Annotated in this window: 18 protein-coding genes and 1 riboswitch; of the genes, 15 read left to right on the top strand and 3 right to left on the bottom strand. The window is 72.5% G+C overall.

Going from position 1 to position 25,494, the window contains the following annotated elements; genetic code table 11:
* Window positions 1-246: 246 nt before the first annotated feature.
* Window positions 247-3,792 carry a transcription-repair coupling factor gene (mfd, locus tag NUT86_RS16965; protein ID WP_274736115.1) on the top strand — a complete coding sequence of 1,182 codons (3,546 nt, stop codon included), beginning with the start codon at window positions 247-249 and terminating at the stop codon, window positions 3,790-3,792.
* Window positions 3,793-4,254: 462 nt separating this feature from the next.
* On the opposite strand, the gene NUT86_RS16960 is transcribed toward mfd, so the two are convergent.
* Both NUT86_RS16960 and NUT86_RS16955 read right to left on the bottom strand, forming a co-directional pair.
* Window positions 4,255-5,793, bottom strand: coding sequence for a DUF2079 domain-containing protein (locus NUT86_RS16960; RefSeq protein WP_274736113.1), 1,539 nt, complete (start codon window positions 5,791-5,793; stop codon window positions 4,255-4,257).
* 210 nt (window positions 5,794-6,003) lie between these two features.
* Window positions 6,004-6,795 (bottom strand): DUF4190 domain-containing protein, encoded by a 792-nt coding sequence (locus tag NUT86_RS16955; RefSeq protein WP_159488037.1) that lies wholly within the window; start codon window positions 6,793-6,795, stop codon window positions 6,004-6,006.
* Window positions 6,796-6,969: 174 nt separating this feature from the next.
* Here NUT86_RS16955 and NUT86_RS16950 point away from each other — a divergent pair, with 174 nt between their 5' ends.
* The 6 genes from NUT86_RS16950 (at window position 6,970) to NUT86_RS16925 (ending at window position 14,947) form a co-directional block, all read left to right on the top strand.
* On the top strand, window positions 6,970-9,210 hold the full coding sequence (locus NUT86_RS16950; RefSeq protein WP_446750768.1) for an N-6 DNA methylase: 2,241 nt from the start codon (window positions 6,970-6,972) through the stop codon (window positions 9,208-9,210).
* Window positions 9,211-9,427: 217 nt separating this feature from the next.
* The gene (locus tag NUT86_RS16945) at window positions 9,428-10,135 is read left to right on the top strand and encodes a hypothetical protein (RefSeq protein ID WP_274736108.1); all 708 of its coding nucleotides are present in this window, start codon (window positions 9,428-9,430) and stop codon (window positions 10,133-10,135) included.
* Window positions 10,132-11,907 (top strand): serine/threonine-protein kinase, encoded by a 1,776-nt coding sequence (locus NUT86_RS16940; protein ID WP_274736107.1) that lies wholly within the window; start codon window positions 10,132-10,134, stop codon window positions 11,905-11,907. The genes NUT86_RS16945 and NUT86_RS16940 overlap by 4 nt, the downstream gene beginning before the upstream one ends.
* 204 nt (window positions 11,908-12,111) lie before the next feature.
* Complete coding sequence (locus NUT86_RS16935) at window positions 12,112-12,750, top strand: SurA N-terminal domain-containing protein (RefSeq protein ID WP_274736105.1); 639 nt, start codon at window positions 12,112-12,114, stop codon at window positions 12,748-12,750.
* A 177-nt stretch (window positions 12,751-12,927) separates the two neighbouring features.
* Window positions 12,928-13,965: a nucleoside triphosphate pyrophosphohydrolase gene (locus NUT86_RS16930; protein WP_018093104.1), complete on the top strand. Its 1,038-nt coding sequence runs from the start codon at window positions 12,928-12,930 to the stop codon at window positions 13,963-13,965.
* 265 nt (window positions 13,966-14,230) lie between these two features.
* Entirely contained in the window at window positions 14,231-14,947 is a 717-nt protein-coding gene (locus NUT86_RS16925; RefSeq protein WP_274736102.1) for a hypothetical protein, read from the top strand.
* 111 nt (window positions 14,948-15,058) lie between these two features.
* On the opposite strand, the gene NUT86_RS16920 is transcribed toward NUT86_RS16925, so the two are convergent.
* Complete coding sequence (locus NUT86_RS16920) at window positions 15,059-16,357, bottom strand: MFS transporter (RefSeq protein WP_159488041.1); 1,299 nt, start codon at window positions 16,355-16,357, stop codon at window positions 15,059-15,061.
* A gap of 140 nt (window positions 16,358-16,497) precedes the next feature.
* Here NUT86_RS16920 and NUT86_RS16915 point away from each other — a divergent pair, with 140 nt between their 5' ends.
* From NUT86_RS16915 to NUT86_RS16880, 8 genes are all read left to right on the top strand, one after another.
* Window positions 16,498-17,382 (top strand): LysR family transcriptional regulator, encoded by an 885-nt coding sequence (locus tag NUT86_RS16915; protein ID WP_274736100.1) that lies wholly within the window; start codon window positions 16,498-16,500, stop codon window positions 17,380-17,382.
* A gap of 56 nt (window positions 17,383-17,438) precedes the next feature.
* Entirely contained in the window at window positions 17,439-18,746 is a 1,308-nt protein-coding gene (locus NUT86_RS16910; protein ID WP_274736098.1) for a cytochrome P450 family protein, read from the top strand.
* Window positions 18,747-19,067: 321 nt separating this feature from the next.
* Window positions 19,068-20,084, top strand: a complete 1,017-nt coding sequence (locus tag NUT86_RS16905) for a LysM peptidoglycan-binding domain-containing protein (RefSeq protein WP_274736096.1) — start codon at window positions 19,068-19,070, stop codon at window positions 20,082-20,084.
* Window positions 20,085-20,335: 251 nt separating this feature from the next.
* Window positions 20,336-20,506, top strand: a riboswitch (cyclic di-AMP (ydaO/yuaA leader).
* 7 nt (window positions 20,507-20,513) lie between these two features.
* Window positions 20,514-21,173 (top strand): LysM peptidoglycan-binding domain-containing protein, encoded by a 660-nt coding sequence (locus tag NUT86_RS16900; RefSeq protein ID WP_159488045.1) that lies wholly within the window; start codon window positions 20,514-20,516, stop codon window positions 21,171-21,173.
* 331 nt (window positions 21,174-21,504) lie between these two features.
* Complete coding sequence (gene eno, locus NUT86_RS16895) at window positions 21,505-22,791, top strand: phosphopyruvate hydratase (RefSeq protein WP_018093111.1); 1,287 nt, start codon at window positions 21,505-21,507, stop codon at window positions 22,789-22,791.
* Window positions 22,792-22,948: 157 nt separating this feature from the next.
* Window positions 22,949-23,401 (top strand): FtsB family cell division protein, encoded by a 453-nt coding sequence (locus NUT86_RS16890; RefSeq protein ID WP_018093112.1) that lies wholly within the window; start codon window positions 22,949-22,951, stop codon window positions 23,399-23,401.
* A 98-nt stretch (window positions 23,402-23,499) separates the two neighbouring features.
* On the top strand, window positions 23,500-24,078 hold the full coding sequence (locus NUT86_RS16885) for a DUF501 domain-containing protein (RefSeq protein ID WP_159488046.1): 579 nt from the start codon (window positions 23,500-23,502) through the stop codon (window positions 24,076-24,078).
* Window positions 24,075-25,067, top strand: coding sequence for a Ppx/GppA phosphatase family protein (locus NUT86_RS16880; protein WP_266447419.1), 993 nt, complete (start codon window positions 24,075-24,077; stop codon window positions 25,065-25,067). The genes NUT86_RS16885 and NUT86_RS16880 overlap by 4 nt, the downstream gene beginning before the upstream one ends.
* Window positions 25,068-25,494: the final 427 nt, after the last annotated feature.

Here is a 25,494-nt window from a genome sequence, read left to right as displayed (position 1 = left end):
CTCCGGTACGTCGTGTGCTTCCGCTCACCGTTCCCCCTCCGGATGTCCTTGTAGGGTGCACCCTTCCATGGGGGCCGCGGGGTGCGGAACCACGGCTCCCGTGGTGTCCCGATGCGCCGTACGGGGGCGCGGGCGTTCCGGGCTCCGGGCCCGGCCTGTCAGTGGGCGGGCGTACGCTTGGCAACCCCGGCCCGTGAGACGTGTCGGGCTGCTGCGTTGTTCGCCTCGCTGGGACGGAACCTTCTCATGAGCCTGACTGGTCTGCTCGACGTCGTCGTACGGGACCCGGCGCTCGCCGAAGCGGTGCAGGCCGCGGCCGACGGCCACCGCCCGCAGGTGGATCTGGTGGGGCCGCCGGCCGCCCGCCCCTTCGCGATCGCCGCGCTCGCCCGGCAGGCCGGGCGTCCGGTGCTCGCGGTGACCGCCACCGGCCGGGAGGCCGAGGACCTCGCCGCCGCGCTGCGCAGCCTGATGCCGGCCGGCGAGGACAACTCCGTCGTGGAGTTCCCGGCCTGGGAGACGCTGCCGCACGAGCGGCTCTCGCCGCGCTCGGACACCGTCGGCCGCCGCCTCGCCGTGCTGCGCCGGCTCGCCCACCCGCGCCAGGACGACCCCACCGCCGGCCCCGTCTCCGTCGTCGTCGCCCCCATCCGTTCGGTGCTCCAGCCGCAGGTCAAGGGCCTGGGCGACCTGGAGCCGGTCAGTCTGCGCACGGGCGAGACCGCCGACCTCGAAGAGATCGTCGACGGTCTGGCGGCGGCCGCGTACGCGCGGGTGGAGCTGGTCGAGAAGCGCGGCGAGTTCGCGGTCCGCGGCGGGATCCTGGACGTCTTCCCGCCGACCGAGGAGCACCCCCTCCGCGTCGAGTTCTGGGGCGACGACGTCGAGGAGATCCGCTACTTCAAGGTCGCCGACCAGCGGTCCCTGGAGGTCGCCGAGCACGGTCTGTGGGCGCCGCCGTGCCGGGAGCTGCTGCTGACCGACCAGGTGCGGGAGCGGGCAGCGGCGCTCGCCGAGCAGCACCCCGAGCTGGGCGAACTCCTCGGCAAGATCGCCGAGGGGATCGCGGTCGAGGGCATGGAGTCGCTCGCTCCGGTCCTGGTGGACGACATGGAGCTGCTGCTGGACGTGCTGCCGAAGGGCTCGATGGCCGTGGTGTGCGACCCGGAGCGGGTGCGCACCCGGGCCGCCGATCTGGTGGCGACCAGCCAGGAGTTCCTCCAGGCGTCCTGGGCGGCCAGCGCGGGCGGGGGAGCGGCCCCGATCGATGTGGGCGCGGCCTCCCTGTGGGGCATCGCGGACGTCCGGGACCGGGCGCGCGAGCTGGGGATGATGTGGTGGTCGGTCAGTCCCTTCGCGGCCGACGAGGACCTGGAGACCGACGGCGACACCCTCAAGCTGGGCATGCACGCCCCCGACACCTACCGGGGGGACACCCAGCGGGCGCTGGCCGACACCAAGCAGTGGCTCGCGGACGGCTGGCGCACGGTGTTCCTCACCGAGGCGCACGGCCCGGCGGCCCGCACGGTCGAGGTCCTCGGCGGCGAGGGCATCCCCGCCCGCCTGGACGCCGACCTCGCCGAGATCTCCCCGTCCCTCGTCCATGTCTCCTGCGGCTCCCTCGACAACGGCTTCCTCGACCCGTCGCTGCGGCTCGCCGTCCTCACCGAGACCGACCTCTCCGGCCAGAAGGCGGCCGGCAAGGACGGTGCCCGGATGCCGGCCCGCCGCCGCAAGACCATCGACCCGCTCACCCTGGAAGTGGGCGACTTCATCGTCCACGAGCAGCACGGTGTGGGCCGCTACATCGAGATGGTGCAGCGCACGGTCCAGGGCGCCACCCGCGAATACCTCCTCGTCGAATACGCGCCGGCCAAGCGCGGCCAGCCCGGCGACCGCCTCTACATCCCCACCGACCAGCTGGAGCAGGTCACCAAGTACGTCGGTGGCGAGGCCCCGACGCTGCACCGCCTGGGCGGCGCCGACTGGACCAAGACCAAGGCGCGCGCCAAGAAGGCCGTCAAGGAGATCGCCGCCGACCTGATCAAGCTCTACTCCGCGCGGATGGCGGCGCCCGGCCACACCTTCGGCCCGGACACCCCCTGGCAGCGCGAGCTGGAGGACGCCTTCCCGTACGCGGAGACGCCCGACCAGCTCACCACCATCGCCGAGGTCAAGGAGGACATGGAGAAGTCGGTCCCCATGGACCGTCTGATCTGCGGCGATGTCGGCTACGGCAAGACCGAGATCGCGGTCCGCGCCGCCTTCAAGGCCGTCCAGGACGGCAAGCAGGTCGCCGTCCTGGTCCCGACCACCCTGCTCGTCCAGCAGCACCACGGCACCTTCACCGAGCGCTACGGCCAGTTCCCGGTCAACGTCAAGGCGCTGTCCCGCTTCCAGACCGACGCCGAGGCCAAGGGCGTCCTCGAAGGGCTGCGGGAGGGCTCCGTCGACCTCGTCATCGGCACCCACCGCCTCTTCTCCTCCGAGACCAAGTTCAAGGACCTGGGCCTGGTCATCGTCGACGAGGAGCAGCGGTTCGGCGTCGAGCACAAGGAGCAGCTGAAGAAGCTCCGCGCCAACGTCGACGTCCTGACCATGTCCGCCACCCCCATTCCCCGCACCCTGGAGATGGCGGTCACGGGCATCCGCGAGATGTCGACGATCACCACGCCCCCCGAGGAGCGCCACCCGGTCCTCACCTTCGTCGGCCCCTACGAGCAGAAGCAGATCGGCGCCGCCATCCGCCGTGAACTGCTGCGCGAGGGCCAGGTCTTCTACATCCACAACCGGGTCGAGTCCATCGACAAGGCCGCCGCCCGGCTCCGCGAGATCGTCCCCGAGGCCCGGATCCAGACCGCCCACGGCCAGATGGGCGAGTCGCAGCTGGAGCAGGTCGTCGTCGACTTCTGGGAGAAGAAGTTCGACGTCCTGGTCTCCACCACCATCGTCGAGTCCGGCATCGACATCTCCAACGCCAACACCCTGATCGTCGAGCGCGGCGACAACTTCGGCCTCTCCCAGCTCCACCAGCTGCGCGGCCGGGTGGGCCGCGGCCGGGAACGCGGCTACGCCTACTTCCTCTATCCGCCGGAGAAGCCGCTCACCGAGACCGCCCACGAGCGGCTGGCGACCATCGCCCAGCACACCGAGATGGGCGCGGGCATGTACGTCGCCATGAAGGACCTGGAGATCCGCGGCGCGGGCAACCTCCTCGGCGGCGAACAGTCCGGCCATATCGCCGGCGTCGGCTTCGACCTCTACGTCCGTATGGTCGGCGAGGCGGTCGCCGACTACCGCGCCTCCCTCGAAGGCGGCGTCGAGGAGGAGCCCCCGCTCGAAGTCAAGATCGAACTCCCGGTGGACGCGCACGTCCCGCACGACTACGCGCCCGGCGAGCGGCTGCGCCTCCAGGCCTACCGCGCCATCGCCTCCGCCTCCTCGGAGGAGGACATCGCGGCCGTCCGCGAGGAACTCACCGACCGCTACGGCAAGCTGCCCGAGCCCGTCGAGAACCTGCTCCTGGTCGCCGGTCTGCGCATGCTTGCCCGCGCGTGCGGCGTCGCCGACATCACGCTCCAGGGCGCCAACATCCGCTTCGGCCCCGTGGAGTTGCGCGAGTCCCAGGAGCTGCGCCTCAAGCGGCTCTACCCCCGTACGGTCCTCAAGCCGGCCACCCAGCAAATTCTTGTACCGCGGCCGACGACGGCAAAGATCGGCGGCAAGCCGGTGGTTGGGCGCGAGCTGCTCGCGTGGACAGGAGAGTTCCTCTCCACCGTTTTGGGCTCTTAGCCCCGCTTCCCACGTTGTCGGGTGGCGCCGCCGTGCCTCTTCTGTTTTCGCCTGTCGGCGGGGGTGGGGGTGTTTGGGCGGGGGTCGCTTGTTGTTGGTGGTAGAGGGAGGTGGGTTTTCTGGGGCGGGTTTCCGACTGCTTCGCTTACGTCCGGAAACCCGCCCGCCCCCTCCCGTCCGGATGGCGGCCTCGTCCGGTGGGGGGGGGTAGGAGCGAAGAGCCAGTAGCTCGGCCGCGCCACGATGCGGCCGAGCTACTGGTCTTTGTTTTCTTCACCACCGGGGTGGGGTCCCCACCGCGTACGGGAGGTGGTAAGGCGTGTTGTCGGCAGCGAAGCAGTCCGACAACACACCCCGGAGCCCCCGCCACCGGCACCCACCACACACCAGGGGCCCCACCCCATACACACCTCCCCGCCGACAGGCGGGACAGGCACGGCGGGGCCACCCGACAACGTGCGGCTACTTGGAAGACGTTCGGTGGAACACCAGAAGGTCGGCCGTGGCCCCGAGCACGACGTACGTGGACTTGGGGTGGCGGCCCGCCGCGTCCGCCAGGACTTGTCGCGGGGTGCGGTCAGCACGTAGCTGCAGGGCGATGTAGTCGGGCGACAGCCCACCCGTATCGCCGGTCCAGAAGACCTGCGTGCGGTGGATGAGGCGGCTCAGCGGCCGGACATCGGACTCGACGGTCGCGCCGTCGGGTATGCGGTCGAGCAGCTTCTCGTCGGCGGTGACGTTCGGCGGGGTGCGGTAGGTGTCGGCCTCGGTGAGGCGGGCCAGCGGGAGCGTGGTCGTCAGCGCGAGGGCCGCGGCCAGGACGGCGGCCGGCAGATGGTGGGCGTAGGAGCGGAGCCAGGGGCGGGCCGATACCCGTATGCGCGGCAGGGCGTCGATCAGTGCGAGGAAGACGACGGGCATCAGGACGGCGTTGTAGTGCCAGTCGATGCCCCAGTAGTGGGGCTCGTGGGAGAGGAAGCGCCATCCCAGGGTGGGCAGCGCGACCAGGAGAAGAGGGGAGCGCAGGGCGAGCAGGCCGGTGGTGGGGAGCAGGACCCACAGGGTGGTGCGGAGGGCGGTGTCGAGGGGGATGGCGGCCCCGCCGCCGTCGGCGCCGAACTTGGTCCAGTAGTCGTAGGAGCCGGAGCCGTTGAAGCCGGGTATGAGCACGCCGAGGGTGACGGCGGTGGCGGTGATGCCGAAGGCGACCAGGCCGATGGCCAGGGGGCTGGCCCGCCGGGTGCGTATCAGGGCGAGCGCGCCGATGGTGGCCGCGGTCACCCCGAGGTCTTCCTTGACCAGCACCAGGGGCGCGGCCCAGCACACCGCCGCGGTCCACCGTCCGCGCAGCACCGCTTCCAGCGCGAAGGCGATCAGCGGCAGGGCGAAGGCGATCTCGTGGAAGTCGAAGTCGACGGCCTTCTGCACGCCCCAGGACAGGCCGTAGGCGAAGCCGAGGGCCAGGCCCGGGACGCGGCCCAGGTAGCGGGCGGCGGCGCGGGCGACCGGCAGCACGGACAGTGCGAACAGCGCGGCCTGCGCGGTCAGCAGGGTCAGGGGGGAGGGGAACACCCGGTAGAAGGGGGCGAGCACGACCAGTACGGGGCTGAAGTGGTCGCCGAGGATGTTGGTGCCGGGGCCCTTGAGGTCGACTATCGGGGCCTGGAAGTGGGCGTAGCCCCGTACGGCCTGTTCGAAGATGCCCAGGTCCCACGAGGAGATGGACATGGTGCGGAACCGGCAGACGGTCAGCAGCGTGAACGCGACGAAGAAGAACCCGGCGGTCCAGTACGGGTCGAGGTGCGGGGCGCGCAGGGGCGCGGTCCGGGTGCGCAGTCGGTGGACGGTGCGCCGCAGCCGGCCGGTCCTGGCCGGTGGTGCGTCGGTGGTCGCGGTTGCGGGGGCGGCCGGTTCGGCGGCCCGGGGCGGCGGCACACTGCCGCTGTCCGCTCCCAGAATCCGTCCGGGGGCGCCCCCAGCCGTTGTTGCGGCCGTGTCCATGCGGATCCTCACTCTCCCCTGCCCGAAAAGATACTCGAATCGGCTGACCGGACCGTCCGGCGGGCGCTGAGCTGCGATGTGCCGGGTTGGCAGTGGGTCAGACGCGGGCGTGGGCCGGTCCGTTCCCGGAGCGGACGGCGGCCGGCCCGGCACCGCGGGGTCGCGGGGCCGGGCCGGGGGCCGGAGCGGGGGGGGAGGGGAGCCGGTGGCTCAGAGGGCCAGCTTCCAGCTGGAGGCGTCGAGCAGCAGGTCCGGAGTGACCTCGACGTCGAGCTGCTTGGCGCTCGGCGGCGCGTCGAAGACCATCTCGACGCTGGCGGTCTCGCCGGGGCCGATCTCGTTGCCGTAGTCGTGGTGCAGGATGCCGTGCTTGTCGTCGTCGACCTCCTCGGCCTCCTTGCCGTTGACCCGGGCCTTGGTCTGGACGAGGGGCTTGTCGAACGGCTTGCTGCCGGTGTTCTTGATCGTGACGGTGAGCTTGTAGGCCTTGTTGCCGTTGGTGTGGCCGCTGACGACGGTGCTCGGGTCGACGGTGTACGGGGACGTCTTCGAGACGGTGACCTGGACGCCGTTGTTGTACTTCGCCGTGTCACCGGGGCCGAGGTCCTTGGCGCTCTGGCCCGAGCCGTTCTTCGGCTGGCCGGAGCTCTGCTCCACCTGCTTGTTCACCTCGTCGACGGCCTTGTTGACCGCCAGCACGGTGACGATGATGCCGACGATCGCCAGGACGATCGCGAGGGCGCCCAGGATCGTGCCGGTCACCGCCACGCCCTTGTTCGTGGCCTGGCCCTTCTTGGCGCGGCTGAGGCCCACCAGCCCGAAGATCAGGGCGAGGACGCCGAGCGGTCCGGCGAGCCAGAACAGGATCATCGGGATGCCGCTGAGCGCGCCGATGATGCCGAGGATCAGGGCGGCGATGCCGAGCCCGTTGCGGGCCGCCTGGGGAGCCGGAGCGCCGGCGGGTCCCTGTGGTGCGGGCTGGTAGTGCATCTGCTGAGACATGCGAAGGGGCCCCTTCCGGGCGCTCGAATCAAGTGCTGCCGAAGCGATGGGTCAATAACAGCAGAGCGTGTGAACCGAGTCAACATGAATGAATGAAATTGAGTAGTTCACGCTGTGAAGGGGCAGGTGTATGGCTGCTGGGTATGCTTGCCGACACAGCGTCGGGGGCCACGGATGGGAGTCAGCCAGGTGCCGGACAACGCATCACCGGACAACGCGACGGTCGGCACGGCCGAGGTGACCGCCGCCGGGATCGCCCGGCTCGCCGGTGTCGGCCGGGCCGCGGTCAGCAACTGGCGGCGCCGGCACGCGGACTTCCCCAAACCGGTCGGCGGCACCGAGACCAGTCCCGCCTTCGCCCTCCACGACATCGAGCAATGGCTGCGCGACCAGGGCAAACTCGCCGAGGTCCCGCTCCGTGAACGGGTCTGGCAGCAGCTCGTCGGGCATCCGGCCGGCACCGCGGCCGCGCTGCGCCAGGCCGGCGCCGTGCTGCTGCTGGTCCATGAGCGGCCCGCGGTCTGGCAGCAGCTGCGCACCGCCGCCGACGACACCGAACTCACCGGCGTGCTCCCCGCGATGCTCGACGCCGTCCTCGCCGCCCGGCTCGGCCCGGAGCACCCCGTCCGCGGACTGACCCGCGAGGCGCTCGCCCCGTCCGCCGCGCTGGTGCGGGCCGCCGGTGATCTCGCGGCCGCGGACGGCGCCGCGGAGGCGTACGCCTTCCTGCTCGGCCGTCATCTGGACGCCAACCCCCGGCAGTACACCCTCACCCCGCCGGGACCGGCCGCCCTGATGGCCGAACTAGCCGCGTCGGCAGGCCCGTTGCGTACCGTCCTCGACCCGGCCTGCGGCGCCGGCGGCCTGCTGACCGCCGCCCAGGAGCGCGCCGGGCAGGAGACCGGTGAGGGGACGGACAGTGACGGGGCGGACGGTGACGGGGCGGACGGGGCGGAGGACGCCGTATCGCAGGCAGACGCACCCGATGCCCCCGAAGGGCCCGTCACCCTGCACGGCCAGGAGGCCGACCCCGACCTCGCCGCGCTGACCGCGCTCCGCCTCGCCCTGCGCACCCCCGGTGTCCGGGTCCGCGCCGCCGACACCCTGCGCGCCGATGCCTTCCCGGACCTCGCCGCCGACGCCGTCCTGGTGCACCCGCCGTTCAACGAACGCAACTGGGGCCATGACGAACTCGCCTACGACCCCCGGTGGGAGTACGGCTTCCCGGCCCGCACCGAATCCGAACTGGCCTGGGTCCAGCACGCGCTGGCCCGGCTCCGGCCGGGCGGCACGGCCGTCCTGCTCATGCCGCCCGCCGCCGCCTCCCGCCGCTCCGGCCGCCGGATCCGCGCCGACCTGCTGCGCCGCGGCGCACTGCGCGCCGTCATCGCGCTGCCCGCCGGTGCCGCCCCGCCCAACGGCGTCCCGCTGCATCTGTGGGTGCTGCGCAAGCCCGGCGGCGGCCGGCCGCCCGTCCCCCAGCTCCTCGTCGTCGACACCGCCGACCTCGCCACCGGCACCCCCGCCGGCCGTGACAAGCCCGACTGGCAGAGCGTCCACGACACCGCCGTCGAGGCCTGGCAGACCTTCGACCGCGAGGGCGGCATCGAGGAACGGCCCGGTGTGCGCCGGTCGCTGGCCGCCATCGACCTCCTCGACGACGATGTCGACCTCGCCCCGGCCCGGCACCTCCCGCCGCCCGCGGCGGCCGGCGGCCCCGCCGAACTCGCCCGGGTCCGCGACCGGCTGACCGCCACCCTCGCCCGGACGACGGAGCTCACCCCGCGGCCCGCGGCAGGCGACACCGTCCCCGAACCCGCCGCCGCCCGCTGGCCGCTGACCACCGTCGGCGAACTCGCCCGCTCCGGCGCCCTGGTGCTGCGCGCGGGCGGCGCCGGCACCGCGTCGTCCGAGCTCGGGGACGTGCCCGCGGTGCTCACCGACCACGATGTGATCGGCGGCGGCGCCCCGTCCGGCGCCCTCCCCGAAGCGCCCGCTTCCGGGCCCGCCGAGGAGCCGGTCCTGGTCCACGAGGGCGATGTCGTCGTCCCGGTCCTCGGCGGCGGCGCCATCGCCCGGGTCGTCGACGAGGCCACCGCCGGGGCCGCCCTCGGCCGCAACCTCACCCTGCTGCGGCCCGACCCGGCCGCCCTCGACCCGTGGTTCCTCGCGGGCTTCCTGCGGGGCACCGCCAACACCCGGCAGGCCAGCAGCTATGCCTCCACCGCCACCCGGCTCGACGTCCGCCGGCTGCAACTGCCCCGCCTGGCGCTCGCCGAGCAGCGCCGCTACGGGCAGCGGTTCCGCGATCTGGCCGCCTTCGAAGAGGCGTTGCGGCTGGCGTCCCGGCTCGGCGAGCAGCTCGTCCAGGGCCTGCACGACGGGCTGACGGACGGTTCGGTGGCGCCGGACTGACCCGGCGGACCCCCGGCGGGCCCCCGGCGGAGGGGCGGCCGGGCGGTGCCGCCCCGGGACCGGCAGATCGGATCGTCCAATCCGTACAACCCCGCACGCGCGGTCGGCGTCGTATATACGCTCGCAGGCAGGTGCTCAATATTCCCGCGCGCCCGCGCGCGAGGCCGCCGTGGCAGCACGGCCCCACCGGCCATGAACCGATCCGTCAGGAGCAGTAATGCACGGCCCCGTCCCGGCCCTCCCGCCGCACCGTCCCCCGGCGCGGTCGACGGTCATCCTGCTGCGGGTGGTCTTCGTGGCCGTCGCGGTGCTCAGCCTGGGCTTTCTGGCCTGGGCCGCGCTGCTGCGGGCCGCGCTCGTCCAGCGCAAGCCGCTGGGATGGTGGCTCTTCGGCGCCGATCTGGTCCTGCTCACCGGCACCATCGTGTGGTCGGGGGGCTACCCCGAGACGGACTGGCACACGGACGTCGCGGTCGCCGTGATCCTGCTGCAGATGGCCGGCGCCGTGGCCTACTACCTCGTGGCCGACCTGCGGGCGGCGCGGACGGCCGGGCAGCCGTACGGCCCGCCCGCCGGGCAGTTGCCGGGATACGGCTCCGCCTACGCCGCCGTCCCGACGGGATACCCGGCCGCCGGGCCGCCGCCGCACCCCTACGGCCCGGCCCGGCCCCCGGTCCCGCACCACGCCCAGGAGACCCAGCCGTACGGGGCACCGGGCGGCGCCGCCCCCGTCAACCCGTACGCCATGACCGAGACCCGGCTGCCGCCGCCCGGAGGACCGGGCGCACCACCCCGCCCCTCACCGCCGCCCGCCGGCCCGTACGCTCCGCCCCCGGACCGGCCCCAGCCCCCGCAGCGCATCGACCGGGTGCGGGCCGAGCTCGATGAGCTCAGCGACTACCTCCGCAAGGAGGAGGGCCGGTGAACGGCCGGGTCATCGGGGAGCGTTACGAACTCTCCGCGCTGCTCGGCCAGGGCGGGATGGGCCAGGTCTGGATCGGCTACGACCGCCGCCTGGACCGCCGGGTCGGCGTCAAACTGCTGCGCCCCGACCGGGTGGCCGGCACCCCGGACGGCGAGGAGATGCGCCGCCGCTTCGTCCGCGAATGCCGGGTCACCGCACAGGTCGACCACCCCGGGCTGGTCACCGTCCATGACGCCGGCAGCGACGACGAGGACCTCTACCTGGTCATGCAGTACGTCGAGGGCGCCGACCTCTCCGACCACCTCGCCGAGCACGACCCCTACCCCTGGCCCTGGGCGGTCTCCGTCGCGGCCCAGCTCTGCGCCGTCTTGGCCTCCGTCCACGCCGTCCCGATCGTCCACCGTGACCTCAAGCCCCGCAATGTCATGATCCGGCCGGACGGCTCCGTGGTCATCCTCGACCTGGGCATCGCCTCCGCCCTGGACACCGACACCACCCGCCTCACCCACACCGGCTCCCCCATCGGCAGCCCCGCCTACATGGCGCCCGAACAGGCCATGGGCGGCGCGGTAGGCCCGCACACCGACCTCTACGCCCTCGGGGTCCTCCTCCACGAACTCCTCAGCGGCGAGGTCCCGTTCGCCGGCTCGACGGCCCTGGGCGTGCTCCACCGCCACCTCCACGAGGAGCCGGTCCCGGTACGCACTCTGCGCCCCGACGTCCCCGAGGCCCTCGAAGCCCTCGTCCTCCGCCTCCTGCGCAAGGACCCCCAGGCCCGTCCCGCCGACGCCCAGGAGGTCTACCAGTCCCTGGCCCCCCTCCTCCCCACAGCCACCATCGGCCCCCAGGCCGCCCAGTCCCCACCCACCCCTCTCGCCCCCATGGACCCCACCCGTCCCTTCCGCCAGCCACACGCCCCCTGGCCGGCACGCTCCTCCGGGACACTGGCCCCCACACCCACCGCCCTCTCCACACCCCAGGTACCGGAGCCCCTGGTCCCCGCCGGGGCGGCCGCTGCCTACCCAGGGACGGGCCCCGCCGCGTCCTCCGCCCCTGCCGGCGCCGCCTCCGCCTCCCGCCCGGCCGCCGACCCCCGCACCTCCGCCGCCCCCGCCGCGGCCCGCACCTCCCGCCCCGGCGCCTGGACCTCCGCCTCCGACCCCCGCACCTCCTCCGCCTCCCCTTCTCCTTCGCCTTCCCCTTCCGCCTCCGGACCGGACGTCGCGGCCGCCGTAGACGAGGTCAAGAGCCTGCTCGACCAGGGCCGGATCACCCACGCCGTGGACATCCTCGGCGGCATCCTGCCCGCCGCCGCCGAACGGCACGGCGCCCACTCCCCGGTCGTCCGCACCCTGCGCAAGCAGTACGCCGCCACCCTCATGGACGACGGCCAGTACCGCCGCGCCCTGCCCGAACTCCGGCTGCTGGCCGAGGAGTTCGCCAAGGAATCCGGCGCCGGCGCCACCCGCCAGGCCCTCCAGTTCCACTACGAGGCCGCCCAGTGCCTCGAACAACTCGGCGAGGTCGCCCAGGCCCTGGAGGAGTACCGCGCCCTCCTCCCCTACTTCGAGCACTACGCCGACGACCCCGTACGCCCCCTCGAAATCCGCCGCTCCATAGGCCACTTGCTCCTCGCCCAGGGCGAACGCGGCGCCGCCCAGGAAGCCCTCACCCGCCTCCTCTACGACGCGGAACGCCTGCACGGCCCCCACCACCCGTTCCCGGAGGAGCTGCGGCGGACGTTGTATTGGCTGGGGAGGGTGCAGGGGTGAATCGGGGGCGGGCGATGCCCCCGGGCAGCGGCGGGGTGGCCTCCGGGCCGGCGGCATCCAGGCCTCGTGGCGATCAAGCGGCTGTCGCGGCGGAACCGTCCTTACCCGAGATCGTTGGCCGAAGCAGTGGCCTGGGCCACGCCGACTCCATAGCATCGATCAATCAAGGTCGAGACTCCGTCGCACGATCTGCCGGGAGGCCAAGTGTTCCGCCGAAGGACAGCGCTCTCCGTATCCGCCACCGCCGCCCTGCTGGCCGCGACCCCGTTGCTCGCCGCGTGCGGCAGTGACGCCCACCCCGGTGCCGCGGCCATCGTGGACGGGAAGCGGATCACCGTTTCGCAGCTGCAGGCGAAGGTGAAGGACGTACGCGCCGCCCAGGCCAAGTCCCCGCAGGGCGGTCAGCTCATCATGAACACCGGGCGGCTGAGCCTGGCCACCCTCAACGGCATGATCTTCGACGAGGTGCTGGAGCGCGGTGCGCAGGACGCCGGGGTGACGGTCAGCCGCGGCGACATCCAGAAGTGGCGGGCCCGGGCCGAGAAGCAGGCCGGCGGCGGCGAGCGGCTGAAGGCGATGTGGCTCCAGCAGGGCGTCGCCCCCGACGAGATCGACGCCATGGTCCGCAATCAGCTGCTGCTCGACGGTGTCGCCGAGCATCTGCACGCGGACCGCCGGGCGCCGGAGGGCCAGCAGAAGCTCGCCCGTGCGCTGGCCAAGACCTCCCGGTCCATGGGGATCGACGTCAATCCGCGGTTCGGCAAGTGGGACGACCAGCAGGTCATCCTCGGGGAGACCAAGGATCCGTGGATCACGGGGGAGCCCGCGAAGCAGCAGGCCTGACAGCGGCGCACCGGGCCGGGAGCCGGTAAGCGGCGGCCGGCGGCGGTGGCTGTACGGGGCGGTCCGCCCGGCGGCGGGCGGCGTCCCCCGCCCGGAGGCGGGCCGCGCCGCCCGTGCGGTCCGGGGGAGCGCCGACCGGCGCCGGGCGGTGTCGGTGCGGTGCGTTACGTTCGAGGCGTGAACGCTGACGCCTCCGCCGCCGAAACCGGCGCCGAAGCCCGCCCCGAGGGCACCGGCACCGGACGCCTGGTCCTGCTCACCACCAGCCACCGGGTCGCCCCCGGGCTCCTGTCCTGGCCCGCATGGCAGATCCTGCGCGCGGCCGACCGCGTGCTGAGCGCCGATCCGGACCACCCGCAGCTGCCCTATCTGCGGGAGGCCGGCATCGAGGTGGAGACGGCCGCCCCCACCGCCCGCGAACTGGTCGACTACTGCGTCCCCCAGGACCGTACGGCCGTCGTGCTGACCTCGGCGGACGGTGAGAGCGCGCTGACCGACGGCCTGGCCCGGCTGGCCGGCTCCGGCCGCGAGACCATGCCGGACCTGGAGCTGCTGCCCGGCTCCTACGACCTCCCCGGTGCCCGGCTGCTCGACCTCGTCCAGGTCATGGACCAGATCCGCGCCGAGTGCCCCTGGAGCAGCATCCGTACGCACCGCGACCTCGCCAAGTACGGCATCGAGGAGGCGTATGAGCTGGTGGAGGCCATTGAGGAGGGGGATCGCGCGGAGCTGAGGGAGGAGCTCGGCGATGTGCTTCTCCAGGTGGTCTTCCACGCCCGGATCGCTCAGGACGATCCGGACGAGCCGTTCTCCATCGACGACGTGGCGGGCACGATCGTGGAGAAGCTGCTCCACCGCCACCCCCATGTCTTCGGGGAGGCGGACGCGGCCACTCCGGAAGAGGTCAGGGCCCAGTGGCTGCGGACGAAGGCGGAGGAGAAGCAGCGGGAGTCGGTGACCGAGGGCGTGCCGCTGGCGCAGCCGGGGCTGGCGCTCGCGGCGAAGCTGGCGTCGCGGGTGCGGTCGGCCGGACTGGACGTGGCCCCGCCCACGGGCGACGGGATCGGCTATGAGCTGCTGGCGATGGCCATACGGGCCGAGGCGGAGGGCGTCGACCCGGAGGCCGCGCTGCGGGCGGCGGCGCGGGCCTACCGGGACGCGGTGCTGGCGGTGGAGGGCGGCGCCGGCCAGGACACGTCCGATGGGTCTGCGTGACGTCTGAGAGTCCTGACCGTTCCGGCCGGCCGTGGGGCGGGGCCGCCGGTGGCCATGACCTTGGGCGGGCGGATGCCGCTGGTTCCGGCAAGCAGCTCCGTGATTCCCAACCAGTCGTCCGCGCCCGGTCTTTCGGATTCTCCTTGGCGTCCTTCCGCTGCCCACACCCGTGTTAGCCGGACGTTAGTGCTGCGACAGTGGCTCAGACCAGAGTGGGTGACGTACCGAGGAAAGCACGTCACCGACTGTCCTGGGGGGACCCGAAATGAGCTCCAGCACCACTGTCCGCACCGCTCGCCGCCGCACCCTGCGCATGGCCGCCCTGGCCCTGACCGCAGCCGCCGGCCTGACGCTGACCGCCTGCTCCGGGTCGGACGCCGCCGGCACGAAGCCCGCGGGCCACTCGGACACGGGTGCTGCCGTCGAGTCCAGCGGCGCGGGTTCCTCCGCGGGGGCGCAGGGCTCCGCTGCCCCGGCGAGCCCCGGTGCCAAGGCCGACGCCAAGTCCGGCGCGGCGGGCAAGCAGTCGGGCGGCGCGCACGCCACCAATGGTGGCAAGGCGGCATCCCCGGCCCGCACCCAGCGCCTGGCGGACGGCGTCAGCACGGCCGAGATCTCCAAGGTCGGCGACCAGCACTACCGCGCCAAGATCGTCGCCCGCGGTTCGGTCCTGGCCACGCTGGAGGCGAAGGGGCAGGACGCCGGGCTCGACGCCAATGACATGTTCCTCGTGCTCACGTCGGACGGCCAGGTCCGTTCCTGGACGGGCGGCGGACACCAGGGGCCGGGCACCTTCAAGATCGCGGGCGGCTGGACGGTCAAGGTCTCGAAGGTCGGCGAACTCCACTACCGCGCGGAGTTCCTCAGCCCGAGCGGGGACGCGGATGACACGGTGGAAGCGAACCAGCACGACATCGGGTTCGTCGCCAACGGCGTGAACGTCGTGCTCAGCGCCGGCGGTGTGATCAGCGCCCACAGCTGAACGCACGCCTTACTGTGGCGACAGCTGAACGCCCCGACTCACCGCGGCGGGGGGGCCCCCCGGCCCGGGGGCCCCCCCCCCGCGGCCGGCGTGGGCAGCAGCCACCGCCCGTCAGGACGTGAACGACGGCGCCGGAGCCTCGGCGGCGGCCGCCTGCCCCGGCCCCGTCCGGCCCCCGCCGGAGGCGCGCCGCCGCATGCGGTCCGCCACCCACAGGGCCACTACGACCAGAGCCAGACCCGCTCCCAGCACGCACACCCCGCCCCAGCCCGCCGCGCCCCAGACCGCCGAGGTGAGCGCCGAGCCCACAGCGCCGCCCACGAAGTAGCTGGTCATGTACGCGGAGTTGAGGCGGTTACGGGCCTCGGGGCGGACCGCGTAGACCAGGTTCTGGTTGCTGACGTGCACCGCCTGCGCGGCCAGGTCCAGGACGATCACTCCGGCGAGCAGCGCGGCCAGGGACCAGCTGCCGCCCGATCCGCCGAGGGCCAGCAGGCCCCAGGAACCCAGGAGCAGGAACGCGGCCGCGCCGGTGACCCGGTGTGCCAGGCCGCGGTCCGCCAGCCGTCCGCCCACCGAGGCGGCCAGTGAACCGGCCGCGCCCACCAGCCCCAGCAGCCCGATGGCCGACTCCTGCCAGCCGTAGGACGGTCCGGACATCAGGAACGCCAGCGCCGTCCACAGCACGCTGAAGCCCGCGAAGGTCAGCGCGCCCAGCGCACCCCGCCACCGCAGCACCGGCTCCTGGCCGAACAGCGCCAGCGTGGAGCGCAGCAGCGCCGGATAGCGCAGCCCGGCCGTGGTGCGCAGGGCCGGCAGCCGGAGCCGCAGCAGCACCGCCATCAGCAGCATCAGCGCCGCGTTGACCCAGTACACGGTGCGCCAGCCGCCCAGCTCGGCGAGGAGCCCGGCGGCCGTACGGGCCAGCAGGATGCCGAGCAGCAGCCCGGTCATGACGGTGCCGACGGTCCGGCCGCGCTGGGCGGGTGCCGCGAGGGTCGCCGCGTAGGGCACCACGACCTGGGCGGCGACCGAGGTGAGGCCGGTCAGGGCGGTGCCGGTGAGCAGGAGGGCGGCGTGGGGCGCGCTCGCCGTGACGGTGAGGAAGACCGCGGTCGCCGCGGTCAGGGTGACGGCCAGCCGGCGCCGCTCCAGCAGATCGCCGAGCGGGACGAGCAGCAGCAGGCCGAGTCCGTAGCCGACCTGGGCCACGGTGACGACCAGTGCGGCGGTGGACGCGGAAAGGTGCAGATCGCGGCCGATGAGGTCCAGCAGGGGCTGGGCGAAGTAGTTGCCGGCGACGGAGAGTCCGGCGGCGACCGACATCAGCAGCAGGGTGCCGCGGCCCAGGCCCGGCCGCGTCCCCGGTGCCTCCCCGGCGGGCGGCTCCGGTATGTGCTCGGTCTCCATGACCTGACCTCCCCTGTACGCCCACGGCCACCGTGGCGGCGGGCACGTCCCAGCCTGGGGTCCGCAGATCAATGAGTCCAACACATCGTTTTCATCGCATCCATCGTGAATCGTGATCAATGCTGGCTAGGGTGCGGGATATGGAGCTTCAGCAGATGCGGTATGTGGTCGCGGTGGCCGAGGCCGGTGGGTTCACCCGGGCCGCCGAGCGCTGCCATGTGGTGCAGTCCGCGCTCAGCCATCAGATCGCCCGGCTGGAGAAGGAGCTCGGTGCCCGGCTCTTCGACCGGACCAGCCGCAGTGTCCGGCTGACCGCCGCCGGCGAGGCCTTCGTCCCGGTCGCCCGGCAGGCGCTGGAGGCTGCCGAGCGGGCCCGCGCCGAGGTGGCGGCGGCGACCGGGGAGGTGCGCGGCCGGCTCGCGGTCGGCGCGATCTCCACCGTCGCGGCCGTGGATCTCGCCCGGGAGCTGGGGGCCTTCCGTACGCGGTGCCCGCAGGTGCGGATCAGTCTGCAGACCGCGATGAGCGACCAGCTCCTCGAACAGGTGCGGCAGGGCGTGCTGGACGTGGCGTTCGTCGGGCTGGTGCCCGCTGCGCGCACCGTCGGCGTACGGGAGAAGGAGCTGGCGCGCGGTGAGCTGGTCGCCGTCGTGCCGCCGGGGCATCCGCTGGCGGGGCGGGAGTGGACCACGCTGTCGCGGATCGCGCGGGAGACGTTTGTCGACTTCACGGCGGGGTCCGCGGCCCGCCGGCAGCGCGAGGACGCGTTCCGTGCGGCGGGGCTGACCTCGGAGGTGGCGTACGAGGTGACCACGGTCGAGTTCCTGGCGAAGCTGGTCCGGGCGGGACTGGGCGTCGGCATGGTGCCGGAGGCCATCGCCTCCGAGCTGGCCGGGCTGGACATCGTGCGGGTGCGGCCGGCGCCCGAGCGGACCGAGCGGGTGGTGTGGAGCGGTCTCGGCCCGTCGCCGGCGGCCGTGGCGTTCCTGAGCGGCCTGGGGGTGGATCCGAATGACAGGCCCTAAGGGCCCTGCCCGGTGCGCGGGCGCGCCGTTGTGCGCCCAGCGGTTACGGTCGGAAGGTGCACGACAAGCCCCACACCACCGCCGCCGACGCCCCCGCGGGCTGCCCCGCCGCCGGGCCCGCCCCCGCGCTGTTCACCTGGGAGTTCGCCTCCGACCCGTACCCCGCGTACGCCTGGCTGCGCGAGCATGCGCCGGTGCACCGGACCGAGCTGCCCAGCGGTGTCGAGGCCTGGCTGGTGACGCGGTACACGGAGGCGCGGCAGGCGCTCGCCGACGCCCGGCTGTCCAAGAACCCGGTCCACCACAGCGAGGCCGCGCACGGCAAGGGCAAGGTCGGCATCCCGGGCGAGCGCAGCGCCAACCTCATGACGCATCTGCTCAACATCGACCCCCCGGACCACACCCGGCTGCGCCGCCTGGTCTCGAAGGCGTTCACCCCGCGCCGGGTCGCCGCCTTCGCCCCGCGGGTCCAGGAGCTGACCGACCACCTCATCGACCAGTTCGCGGCGAAGGGCGAGGCCGACCTCATCCATGAGTTCGCCTTTCCGCTCCCGATCTACGCGATCTGCGATCTGCTGGGCGTACCGCGCGAGGACCAGGACGACTTCCGGGACTGGGCGGGCATGATGATCCGGCACGGCGGAGGGCCGCGCGGCGGCGTCGCCCGCTCCGTGAAGAAGATGCGCGGCTATCTCGCCGAGCTGATCCACCGCAAGCGCGAGTCCCTGGGCGAGACCGCCGAGGCGGACGAGGATCTGATCTCCGCCCTGATCAGGGCCTCCGATCACGGTGAGCACCTGACCGAGAACGAGGCCGCCGCGATGGCCTTCATCCTGCTCTTCGCGGGCTTCGAGACCACCGTCAACCTCATCGGCAACGGCACCTATGCGCTGCTGCGCCACCCCGCCCAGCGTGAGCTGCTGCAGAAGTCGATCGCGGCGGGCGACACCGACCTGCTCACCACCGGCATCGAGGAACTGCTCCGTTACGACGGACCCGTGGAGCTGGCGACCTGGCGGTTCGCGACCCAGGAGCTGACGCTCGGCGGGCAGCGGATCGCCGAGGGGGACCCGGTCCTGGTGGTGCTGGCCGCCGCCGACCGCGACCCGGAGCGCTTCGAGGAGCCGGATGTGCTCGATCTGACCCGGCGTGACAATCAGCATCTGGGATACGGGCACGGCATCCACTACTGCCTGGGTGCGCCGCTCGCCCGCCTCGAAGGGCAGAGCGCGCTGGCGACCCTGCTGACCCGGCTCCCCGACATCCGTCTTGCCGCGGAACCTGACGATTTGCGCTGGCGTGGCGGGCTCATCATGCGCGGACTGCGTTCACTTCCGGTGGAGTTCACTCCGGAGCGGCCCTGACCAGCGGTAAAGCGCAATGTGACACAGAGTCAACTGCGTGACCTTTACGTGATCCGCACTACACCGACTTGTGACTACTCCTGACCCCGGCTACCTTTCGACCCGACGATCGACAGGCTTCACTCGATCGGTCGAAGCGGTGATGTGGGGGACCGGTGTAACGGTGCCGCTCGCGTGCGTCGGCCGGCCGGAAGCCCCGTCGAGCAGCTCGAAGAGCTCGTCGAAAAACTCAACCGCCGCGCGAAAGGCATCCGCATGCGTTCCGGGAACGGCCGACATCGTCGACCCCGTCAGGCACCGGCCATCTTTGTCACGGCGGGAGTGACCGGCGCAGGCCTCGCCCTGCCGCTGTTCGCCGCGAGCGGTGCACAGGCCGCCGACACCTCGACCTGGGACAAGGTCGCCCAGTGCGAGAGCGGCGGCGTGTGGAGCGCGGCGTCGGGCAACGGCTACTACGGCGGCCTGCAGCTCACCCAGGAGATGTGGGACAACTACGGCGGCTCGTCCTATGCGTCGCGCCCCGACCTCGCCAGCCGCTCCCAGCAGATCGCGGTCGCCGAGTCGATCCTCGACGACCGCGGGCCGGACGCCTGGCCGAGCTGTGCGGTGAACGCCGGGCTGACCGACGACGGCCGGGCACCGGAGGTCGACCCGGGCAGCACCAGCACCCCGGCGCCCGACCCCTCGGACTCCGAGGGCTCCCTCGACCCCTGGGACACCCCCGGTTCGTCCGACTCCCACGACCGTGCGGACTCCGACGGCAGGAACGACGGGCCGAGCGACGAGCCCAGCGACGAGTCGAGCGGTCTGCCGTCCGACGTGACGCCCTCGCCCGACGCCTCGAAGTCCGACGGGCCCGGCGACTCGTCCGCGAGCCCGGAGCCGTCCGACCCGGCGACGCCCGGCGACAGGGGCGACGACCGGGGCGGCGACCGGGACGAGGGCCCGTCGCAGTCCGCCGACCCGTCCGACGAGCCCTCCGCGGACCCGTCCGACGGTGGCAGCCGCACGGACAGCAGCGGCACCCCGCGCGAGGTGCCCGGCAAGGGCAAGCACCGCGGTGAGGCGGGCGACGGGGACGCCGGTGACGGTGACGACGACGGCCGGTCCGCCGGCGGACGGCACGCCTCGCGCGGCGATGACGCGCACCGCACGGGCCCGGCGGCCGACGGCGACTACACGGTGCGCCCGGGTGACAGCCTGTCAGCCATCGCCACGGCCCACCGGCTGCCCGGCGGATGGGCCGAGCTCTACGACCGCAACGAGGGCGTCATCGGCTCCGACGCGGACCTGATCCAGCCCGGTCAGCAGCTCGATCTCGGGCGGAACGCAGGGTAGTTCGGCACCCTTCGCCCTCTTTTGGGAAAGTGAGACAAGGGTCTCGTTGACTGTGGTGGGGTCCGGGCTGCTCAACCCCGGCATACCGGGCCTCACCTGCGAATATGTAACCAACCCGTGATCAAAAACGGTCAACTTGGTTCAGATGGTGGGGTTTGAACCCCAAGGGGATTACTGCTTAACGTCAGGACCGCTCGCCAAAGCGGGCCCTTCGATCACACGCCGAATCCTGCCGGTGGTCGAAGGCACTTGACGCGCAAGCGCCGAAGGCAGGAGCGGGGGACCCAGGATTTGTGCCGGCCCCGCCCGTGAAAACGGGTCAACCGGCTTGGGGTGAAGCCACGTGCGTCCTGCGCACACGGCCGGGCGACTCATCAGTCCGAACCCGACAGCTCACCTCGTAGGCGTCGGTGAGGAAACGAACGAACCATGCTGATCTTCAAGGGCAAGCACCGTCGTCCCTCCAAGGCCGTCCGCGTCGCCACCCTCGCCGGTGTCGCCGGTGCCGCCGTGGCCGTGCCGCTGATGGGCGCCACCTCCGCCTCCGCCGCCTCCGTCGCCACCTGGGACAAGGTCGCCCAGTGCGAGTCCGGCGGCAACTGGTCGATCAACACCGGTAACGGCTACTACGGTGGCCTGCAGTTCTCCAACTCCAGCTGGGCCGCCGCCGGTGGCACCCAGTACGCGCCGCGCGCCGACCTGGCCACCAAGTCCCAGCAGATCGCCGCCGCCGAGAAGCTCCTCGCCATCCAGGGCCCGGGTGCCTGGTCCTGCGCCGGTGCGGGCAACCTGACCTCCGGTGGCCCGGCCGCCGACGTCGACACCTCCGCGCAGACCAAGTCCGCGCCGAAGCAGGAGTCCGCCAAGCCCGAGGCCAAGAAGGCCCCGTCCGCCTCCGAGGACCGTGCCTCGCGGTCCGCCGAGCGCAAGTCCACGGGCGACGGCAACTACACCGTCAAGGCGGGCGACACCCTCGCCAAGATCGCCAAGGCCCACGGCACCGACTGGAAGTCCGTCTACAAGGCGAACAAGTCGGTCATCGGCGGCAACCCGAACCTGATCATCCCCGGTCAGCAGCTCACCGTCTGAGCCGCTTTCTCACCGGGGCACCGGCGGGCTCGAGCGGCGGGCCCCCTTCCTCCGTGAGACCGCCCCGCCACGGCGCGCCCTTCCCCCCCGGCGCGTCGTGGCGGGGCTTCTCGCATCCCGGGCCACGGGCCCGAGGCGCCCCGGCCGGCGGCAGGCCGCTGACCGGCGCTGTTCAGCAACTTTTCCCGTTCAGTGAACAATGTGCCCAAACGTCCCGTGAACTGGGCCTTTGGGCCTGTTTTCGTCCCACGGAGCGGGCCAAGGGCAGGCGGACGCGCCCGGGGCCGTTAGGCTCATGCGCAGAACGCCAGACACCCACGAAGGAGACAACGTGCCGTCGATCGACGTCGTCGTAGCCCGCGAAATTCTCGACTCGCGAGGTAATCCCACGGTCGAGGTCGAGGTCGGCCTCGACGACGGCAGCACCGGCCGTGCCGCCGTCCCGTCCGGCGCCTCCACCGGCGCCTTCGAGGCCATCGAGCTCCGCGACGGCGACCCGAACCGCTACCTGGGCAAGGGTGTGGAGAAGGCCGTCCTGGCCGTCATCGAGCAGATCGGCCCGGAGCTCGTCGGCTACGACGCGACCGAGCAGCGGCTGATCGACCAGGCCATGTTCGACCTGGACGCCACCGACAACAAGGGCTCGCTCGGCGCCAACGCCATCCTCGGCGTCTCCCTCGCCGTGGCGCACGCCGCCTCCGAGGCCAGCGACCTCCCGCTGTTCCGCTACCTCGGCGGCCCGAACGCGCACGTGCTGCCCGTCCCGATGATGAACATCCTGAACGGCGGCTCGCACGCCGACTCCAACGTGGACATCCAGGAGTTCATGATCGCCCCGATCGGCGCGGAGTCCTTCTCCGAGGCGCTGCGCTGGGGCGCCGAGGTCTACCACACCCTCAAGAAGGTCCTGAAGGAGCGCGGCCTGTCCACCGGTCTCGGTGACGAGGGTGGCTTCGCCCCGAACCTGGGTTCCAACCGTGAGGCCCTCGACCTCATCCTGGAGGCCATCAAGCAGGCCGGTTACGCCCCCGGCCAGGACATCGCGCTCGCGCTGGACGTCGCCGCCTCCGAGTTCTACAAGGACGGCAAGTACCAGTTCGAGGGCAAGGACCGCTCGGCCGCCGAGATGACCGAGTACTACGAGGAGCTCGTGGCGGCCTACCCGCTCGTCTCCATCGAGGACCCGCTGTTCGAGGACGACTGGGCCGGCTGGAAGGTCATCACCGACAAGCTCGGCGCCAAGGTCCAGCTCGTCGGCGACGACCTGTTCGTCACCAACCCCGAGCGCCTCGCCCGCGGCATCGAGGAGGGCTCCGCCAACGCGCTGCTGGTGAAGGTCAACCAGATCGGCTCGCTGACCGAGACCCTGGACGCCGTCGAGCTGGCCCAGCGCAACGGCTTCAAGTGCATGATGTCGCACCGCTCCGGTGAGACCGAGGACGTCACCATCGCCGACCTCGCCGTCGCCACCAACTGCGGCCAGATCAAGACCGGCGCCCCGGCCCGCTCCGAGCGCGTCGCCAAGTACAACCAGCTGCTGCGCATCGAGGAGATCCTCGACGACGCCGCGGTCTACGCCGGCCGCTCCGCCTTCCCGCGCTTCCGCCACAGCAGCTGACGAAGGCGGCCCGCTGCCGGGCCGGACAAGGCAGCAGGGGCTGAACGGGCGAGGCAATCGCCCGGCACCCCGTACGTCCCCGGCGACGGTCCCGTACCGTTGCCGGGGACGTACCTGCTTGAAGCAGTCAGGCGTCCGTCAGTGAAGGGGAGACGACGTGCCCGCGGACCGGTTCTCGACCGCGACCCGACTCAAGGCGCTCGGCGAGCAGGCCGCCGCCCGCGTCTACCGCGCCCGCCCGCCCCGCCGCAACCGCCTCACCGGCCGTGCCGCACTGCTGGCCCTGGTGATGTGCTCCCTGGTCGTCGCCCTCGCGTATCCCATAAGGCAGTACGTCTCCCAGCGCTCGGACATCGCCGACCAGCGCCGCAAGGCCCAGGAGGCCGGTGCCGCCCTGGACCGGCTGCGCGAGCAGAAGGCCCGCTGGCAGGACCCGGCGTTCGTACGCCAGCAGGCCCGCCGGCATCTGCACTACGTCATGCCGGGCGAGGCCGGGTACATCGTCCCGGACGGCTCCGGCACCGGCTCCGCGCCCAAGGGGGCGCAAGCGGCGCAGCGTCCCTGGTACGAGAATCTGTGGGACGCCGTCGACGCGGCCGACAAGCGGTAGCGCCGGCCCGTACCGCCGGCGGACGCCGACCCGTACTGTCGACAGCGTGCGGCCCGCCGCACCGCCCCTCCACACCACTCACCTCACCGAAAGCGCACATGGACACCCCCCCGCCCCAGACCGAGCCCACCGAGCCCACCGCCGCGGACATCGCCGCCTTCAAGGAGCAGCTCGGCCGCCCGCCCCGCGGGCTGCGCGCCATCGCGCACCGCTGCCCCTGCGGGCAGCCGGACGTCGTCGAGACGGCGCCGCGCCTGGAGGACGGCACGCCCTTCCCCACGCTCTACTACCTCACCTGCCCGCGCGCGGCCTCCGCGATCGGCACGCTGGAGGCCAACGGCGTGATGAAGGAGATGAGCGAACGGCTCGCGGCCGACCCCGAGCTGGCCGCCGCCTACCGGGCGGCCCACGAGGACTACATCCGGCGGCGGGACGCCATCGAGGTGCTGCAGGGCTTCCCGAGCGCGGGCGGTATGCCCGACCGGGTCAAGTGCCTGCATGTCCTCGTCGGCCATTCGCTGGCGGCCGGGCCGGGCGTCAATCCGCTCGGTGACGAGGCCCTCGCGATGCTGCCGGAGTGGTGGAAGAAGGGGCCGTGCGTGACCCCGTGCCAGGACGCCGCCCAGGGCCCGGACGCTCCCGGGACCCAGGACGCTCCCGAAGGAGACGCCAAGTGAAGCGGGTCGCCGCCATCGACTGCGGTACGAACTCCATCCGGCTGCTGGTCGCGGACGCCGACCCGGCGACGGGTGAGCTGAAGGACCTCGACCGCCGGATGCAGATCGTCCGGCTGGGCCAGGGCGTGGACCGCACCGGGCGGCTGGCGCCCGAGGCGCTGGAGCGCACCTTCGCGGCCTGCCGGGAGTACGCCGCGGTGATCAAGGGCCTGGGCGCCGAGCAGGTCCGTTTCGTCGCCACCTCCGCCTCCCGGGACGCGGAGAACCGCGATGACTTCGTCCGCGGCGTGGTGGACATCCTCGGGGTGGAGCCCGAGGTGATCACCGGCGACCAGGAGGCCGAGTTCTCCTTCAACGGCGCCACCAAGGAGCTCACCGGCCGCGCCGATCTGGAGCGGCCGTTCCTGGTGGTGGACATCGGCGGCGGCTCGACCGAATTCGTCCTCGGAGACGCCCACCCGTCGCCCACCGCCACCCTCCCTGGAGACGCTACGCGTCGTACCTCTTATCGCGCCGCCCGCTCGGTCGATGTCGGCTGCGTACGGATGACCGAGCGGCATCTGGTGCACGAGGGCGAGATCAGCGACCCGCCGTCCCCGGGCCAGATCGCCGCCATAAAGGCCGATGTGGCCGCGGCGCTGGACCGCGCCGAGGAGACCGTCCCGCTGCGCGAGGCGGCCACTCTCGTGGGCCTGGCCGGCTCGGTGACCACGGTCGCCGCGATCGCGCTGGACCTGAACCAGTACGACTCCGAGGCCATTCACCACTCCCGGATCCCCCTGGCGAAGGTCCGCGAGATCACCGACCGTCTGGTGTCCTCCACCCACGCCGAGCGCGCGGCCATCCCCGTCATGCACCCGGGCCGGGTCGATGTGATCGCCGCGGGCGCGCTCGTGCTGCTGTCGATCATGGAGCGGGTGGGCGCCGGGGAGGTCGTCGTCAGCGAGCACGACATCCTCGACGGCATCGCCTGGAGCCTCGCGGGCTGAGGTGGCAAGCGGTGCGGCAGGGGCCGGCAACGGCCTCTGCCGACCGGCTTTTTGAGCGGGCGGGATGCCCGTCCGAGCGGCTTTCAGGGGGCTTCGGCGGGCCTCGGGGACGGGTCCGCGAAGAAAGTTCGTGAAATCCTTCACATGAAAAAGCCTCGCGTTGGACGAACAATCTGATCGTCCGACCCTCATTCGAAGGTCCTAGGACCTCTCCACCCGGAGAATGCGCGGTTGCCGACGCGGCGGTGGTGCGCTCACGGAAGCGGTGGTTCAGCCGCTCGAAGGGCGACAATCCCTGATCAACGGGGGTCTCCAACGCCTTGCGCCACACGGTGGTTCCGGATTGGACTATGGCGTCGGTCACGAAGCCGGCGGAGTGTAGCAGATGCCCCCCGAGTGCTTGTGAAGGGGCTCACGAGCGACCCCC

Origin of the sequence: Streptomyces sp. G7(2002) (genome assembly GCF_028870195.1) — a bacterium.
GTDB classification, from domain to species: Bacteria; Actinomycetota; Actinomycetes; order Streptomycetales; family Streptomycetaceae; genus Streptomyces; species Streptomyces nigrescens.
The sequence above is the reverse complement of the archived record's forward strand: the minus strand, read 5'-3'. Positions and strand labels throughout refer to the sequence as shown.

Bases quoted from the DNA above. Each gene is read 5' to 3' on its own strand.
- NUT86_RS16920 (WP_159488041.1), bottom strand. From the start codon at position 16,357: ATGGAGACCGAGCACATACCGGAGCCGCCCGCCGGGGAGGCACCGGGG.
- NUT86_RS16885 (WP_159488046.1), top strand. From the start codon at position 23,500: ATGGACACCCCCCCGCCCCAGACCGAGCCCACCGAGCCCACCGCCGCG.
- NUT86_RS16955 (WP_159488037.1), bottom strand. From the start codon at position 6,795: ATGTCTCAGCAGATGCACTACCAGCCCGCACCACAGGGACCCGCCGGC.
- NUT86_RS16960 (WP_274736113.1), bottom strand. From the start codon at position 5,793: ATGGACACGGCCGCAACAACGGCTGGGGGCGCCCCCGGACGGATTCTG.
- NUT86_RS16945 (WP_274736108.1), top strand. From the start codon at position 9,428: ATGCACGGCCCCGTCCCGGCCCTCCCGCCGCACCGTCCCCCGGCGCGG.
- NUT86_RS16950 (WP_446750768.1), top strand. From the start codon at position 6,970: ATGGGAGTCAGCCAGGTGCCGGACAACGCATCACCGGACAACGCGACG.
- mfd (WP_274736115.1), top strand. From the start codon at position 247: ATGAGCCTGACTGGTCTGCTCGACGTCGTCGTACGGGACCCGGCGCTC.
- NUT86_RS16925 (WP_274736102.1), top strand. From the start codon at position 14,231: ATGAGCTCCAGCACCACTGTCCGCACCGCTCGCCGCCGCACCCTGCGC.
- NUT86_RS16900 (WP_159488045.1), top strand. From the start codon at position 20,514: ATGCTGATCTTCAAGGGCAAGCACCGTCGTCCCTCCAAGGCCGTCCGC.
- NUT86_RS16915 (WP_274736100.1), top strand. From the start codon at position 16,498: ATGGAGCTTCAGCAGATGCGGTATGTGGTCGCGGTGGCCGAGGCCGGT.